The sequence below is a fragment of the Streptomyces sp. H27-D2 genome (genome assembly GCF_035828615.1).
GTDB lineage: Bacteria > Actinomycetota > Actinomycetes > Streptomycetales > Streptomycetaceae > Streptomyces.
Map to the genome: position 1 here is coordinate 52,808 of NZ_JAYMZR010000006.1, position 4,208 is coordinate 57,015.

The window sequence follows — 4,208 nt, forward strand, 5'->3', positions numbered from 1 at the left end:
GGGGGGGCGGGGGCGCCGCGCCCCCCACTTCCGGGTAGCGCGACAGGCCGCGGTGGATCGCCTCGGGCGAGGTGTTCCTGCGGCAGTAGATCTCGATGAACCCCTCGGTCTCCCAGCCCAGCGCCGCCGGGTCCACCCGTACGGTGAATCCGGTGATGGCGCCTTCGGCCCGCAGCCGGTCCACCCGCCGTTTGACAGCGGGCGCGGACAGGCCGACCTCGGAACCGATGTCGGCGTAGGAGCGGCGGGCGTCCTGGGCGAGGGCGTGGACGATGCGTTCGTCGAGGTCGTTCAGTCGCACAGCGGGCGGATCACTTCTCTACGGGTGCCTGGTCTTCCCGGGCGAGCCGTGAGCGGCTCATCCCGTACCCGAAGTAGAACACGAGGCCGATGGCCATCCAGACTCCGAAGACCGTCCAGGTGATCGCGTCGAGGCTGCCCATCATCCAGATGCAGAGTCCGAAGCCGATGGCCGGCACGAGCGGCGACAGCGGTACCCGGAAGGAGCGCTTGATGTCGGGCTGGGTCCGGCGCAGCACCACGACGGCGACGTTGACCAGGGCGAACGCGAAGAGTGTGCCGATGCTGGTGGCGTCGGCGAGCTGGCCGAGCGGGATCGCGGCGGCGAGCACGCCGCAGAACAGCGAGACGATGACGGTGTTGGCGCGCGGGGTGCCGGTCTTCGGGTTGACCTTGGAGAAGACCTTGGGCACCAGGCCGTCGCGGGACATCGCGAACAGGATGCGGGTCTGGCCGTAGAGCACGGTCAGCACCACACTCGCGATGGCGACGACGGCGCCCGCCGCGAGCAGCACGGCCCAGAAGCTCTGCCCGGTGACGTCCTTCATGATCCCGGCGAGCGCGGCCTCGGAGCCTTCGAACTTCTGCCACGGCATGGCGCCGACGGCGACGGCCGCGACCAGCACGTACAGCACGGTGACGATGATCAGCGAGAGCATGATCGCGCGCGGCAGGTCCTTCTGCGGGTTCTTCGCCTCCTCGCCGGCGGTGGAGGCGGCGTCGAAGCCGATGTACGAGAAGAACAGGGTCGCTCCGGCGGCGCTGACGCCCGCCATGCCCATCGGCATGAAGGGGGCGTAGTTGCCGGCGCTGATGCCCTGGAAGGCGACGCCGCAGAAGAGCACCAGCGCGGCGATCTTCACGCCGACCATGATGGTGTTGGCGCGGGCGCTCTCCCTGGCGCCGCCGAGCAGGAACGCCATGGCGAGCAGCACGACGAGCAGCGCGGGCAGGTTGAAGATGCCGCCGTCGCCGGGCGGGGCGGAGAGCGCGTCGGGGATGGTGACGCCGATCGTGCCGTCGAGCAGTTCGTTGAGGTACTGGCCCCAGCCGACGGCGACGGCCGCGACCGACACGCCGTACTCCAGGATCAGACACCAGCCGCAGATCCAGGCGATGAGTTCGCCCAGCGTCGCGTAGGTGTAGGAGTACGAGGAGCCGGCGACCGGGATGGTGCCCGCGAGCTCGGCGTACGACAGCGCGGAGAACAGCGCGGTGAGGCCGGCGATCACGAAGGAGATCGTCACGGCGGGCCCGGCGTCCGGCACCGCCTCGCCGAGCACCACGAAGATGCCGGTGCCCAGCGTCGCGCCGATGCTGATCATCGTGAGCTGCCACATCCCGAGCGAGCGGCGGAGCTGTCCGCCCTCGCCCTGGCCGCCCTCGGAGACGAGCTGGCCCACCGGCTTGCGCCGCATCAGCCGGCTGCCGAGCCCGGCGGCCGGGCGGGGATTGCGGCCCCTGGGGTCCTCGGCGGGTGGCGCTGCGCCCTGGTCCAACACTCTGGTGGCTCCTTCATCGCTGCCGGTCGTGCGGCGGTGACCAGCGGCGTCCCACGCGGGCGCGGCAGAGGAGCCCGCAGGAGAGGATCGCCGAGCAGGCGGTCCCCGCCACTCCACGTACAGCGCACGAGCCTATGAGCTGCGGGGATGGCTTGTAATGCAGCAACCTTGCGTATCCCCGCACGATCGTTGCGCGCAGAGGTCGGATACGGGGAATCGTTGCAGGTCGTCGCATGAATCGGCACATAGGCCGCAGGCGGCGGGGCGATCGGCGCGGCGCGGGAGGGTGAGACGCGCGGGTCGAACGGGCCGGGGCGGCGGGGGTCGGCGCGAGCGCGCGAACGGCTCCGGCCCCCGTGGATTCACGGGGGCCGGAGCCGTACTTTCCCGTCGCGCGGGAGGTCATCCCCAGGCAGGAGATCAGTTCCAGCTGGAGTGCAGCGCCTTGCCCTCGGCGTAGCCCGCGGCGCTCTGCACGCCGACGACCGCCTTCTGGTGGAACTCCTCGAGCGAGGCGGCCCCCGCGTAGGTGCAGGAGCTGCGGACGCCCGCGATGATCGAGTCGATCAGGTCCTCGACGCCGGGCCGGCTCGGGTCGATGAACATCCGGGAGGTGGAGATGCCCTCCTCGAACAGGCCCTTGCGCGCCCGGTCGTACGCCGACTCCTCGCTGGTGCGGTTGCGCACCGCGCGGGCCGAGGCCATGCCGAAGCTCTCCTTGTAGAGGCGCCCGTCGGCGCTCTGCTGGAGGTCGCCGGGCGACTCGTACGTACCGGCGAACCAGGAGCCCACCATCACATTGGACGCGCCGGCGGCCAGCGCCATCGCGACGTCGCGCGGGTGCCGGACGCCGCCGTCCGCCCAGACGTGCTTGCCGTGCTTGCGCGCCTCGGCGGCGCACTCCATGACAGCGGAGAACTGCGGCCGGCCGACGCCGGTCATCATCCGGGTGGTGCACATCGCGCCCGGTCCGACGCCGACCTTGATGATGTCCGCACCGGCCTCGATGAGGTCGCGCACGCCCTCGGCGGCGACGATGTTGCCCGCGACGATCGGCACCTGCGGGTCCAGCGCGCGCACCGCCTTGAGCGCGGTGATCATCGACTCCTGGTGGCCGTGCGCGGTGTCCACGACGAGCGTGTCGACGCCGGCTTCGAGCAGCGCCTTGGCGCGGCCCGCGACGTCACCGTTGACGCCGACGGCGGCGGCGATGCGCAGCTTGCCGTCCGCGTCGACGGCGGGGGTGTAGAGGGTCGCGCGCAGCGCGCCCTTGCGGTTGAGGATGCCGACGAGCTTGCCGTCCTTGTCCACCGCGGGGGCGAACTTGCGGTGGGCGGCGTCGAGGCGGTTGAAGGCCTCGCGCGGGTCGATGTCGGCGTCGAGGACCATCAGCTCCCTGGACATGACCTCGGACAGCTGGGTGAAGCGGTCGACGCCGGTCAGGTCCGACTCCACGACGATGCCGACCGGCCGGCCGCCCTCGACGACCACGCCGGCCCCGTGAGCCCGCTTGGGCAGCAGGGACAGCGCGTCGGCGGCGGTGCCGGTCGGCGCGAGCACGATCGGGGTGTCGAGGACCAGGTGCCGCTGTTTGACCCAGCCGACGACCTCGGTGACGACATCGATGGGGATGTCCTGCGGGATGACGACGAGGCCGCCGCGGCGGGCCACGGTCTCGGCCATCCGGCGGCCGGCGATCGCGGTCATGTTGGCGACGACGAGCGGGATGGTGGTGCCGGTCCCGTCGGGGGCGGACAGGTCCACGCCCTGGCGGGATCCTACGGCGGACCGGTTCGGCACCATGAAGACGTCGTCGTACGTGAGGTCGTACGGAGGCTGCACATCGTTCAGGAATTTCATACTGGCTCTCTCACCTGCGGTTTTACGTCTGGGGCGGGTGGGAAGTCAGCACCGAACCAGCACCGTTCAGGCTGCGGCTCCTAGTCCATCATCTCCGACCGGCACCAGATCTGGCGAACCGGTGTTCCCCCGATGGCTCAGCGAGGCGGCTTCCCGGGGCCCGGCGCCGGGGTCGCGGCACGTCGCTCCGCACCCATATCGCTTTGCACCCGGATGTGCGGCGGCGGGCGGAACTCGCTCCGGAGGCGGCGCTGAGGCCCGTCACGCCACCGCTCGCGCGGACCGCGCCGCGACGGGGTGCAGGGCCGCGTACTCCAGCGGCGCCGAGGGGTCGATCGACACGTCGAGCGGCGCGGCCCTGCCGCCCGCGCGGACCAGCAGATCGCCGACGGCGGCGATCATCGCCCCGTTGTCGGTGCACAGCCGGAGCGGCGGCACGCGCAGCGTGACCTCCGCGGCCCGGCAGCGCCGCTCCGCCAGCTCGCGCACCCGGGTGTTGGCGGCGACCCCGCCGACGACGACCAGGGTGCGCACGCCGTACTCGGC

3 protein-coding genes and 1 pseudogene are annotated in these 4,208 nt (G+C 71.6%); all 4 read right to left on the minus strand.

Annotation, left to right across the window (positions count from 1 at the left end; genetic code table 11):
* Positions 1-301 (minus strand): Lrp/AsnC family transcriptional regulator (locus tag QMK28_RS04180; RefSeq protein WP_326435595.1); only part of this gene is annotated, 301 nt, incomplete at its 3' end.
* Between the two features lie 10 nt (positions 302-311).
* Complete coding sequence (locus QMK28_RS04185; protein WP_326435596.1) at positions 312-1,802, minus strand: amino acid permease; 1,491 nt, start codon at positions 1,800-1,802, stop codon at positions 312-314.
* Between the two features lie 420 nt (positions 1,803-2,222).
* A complete protein-coding gene (locus tag QMK28_RS04190; RefSeq protein ID WP_326435597.1) occupies positions 2,223-3,662 on the minus strand; it encodes a GuaB1 family IMP dehydrogenase-related protein in 1,440 nt (479 codons plus the stop codon).
* A 261-nt stretch (positions 3,663-3,923) separates the two neighbouring features.
* Positions 3,924-4,208: pseudogene (locus tag QMK28_RS04195) on the minus strand (tRNA (adenosine(37)-N6)-threonylcarbamoyltransferase complex transferase subunit TsaD); the annotation flags it as partial.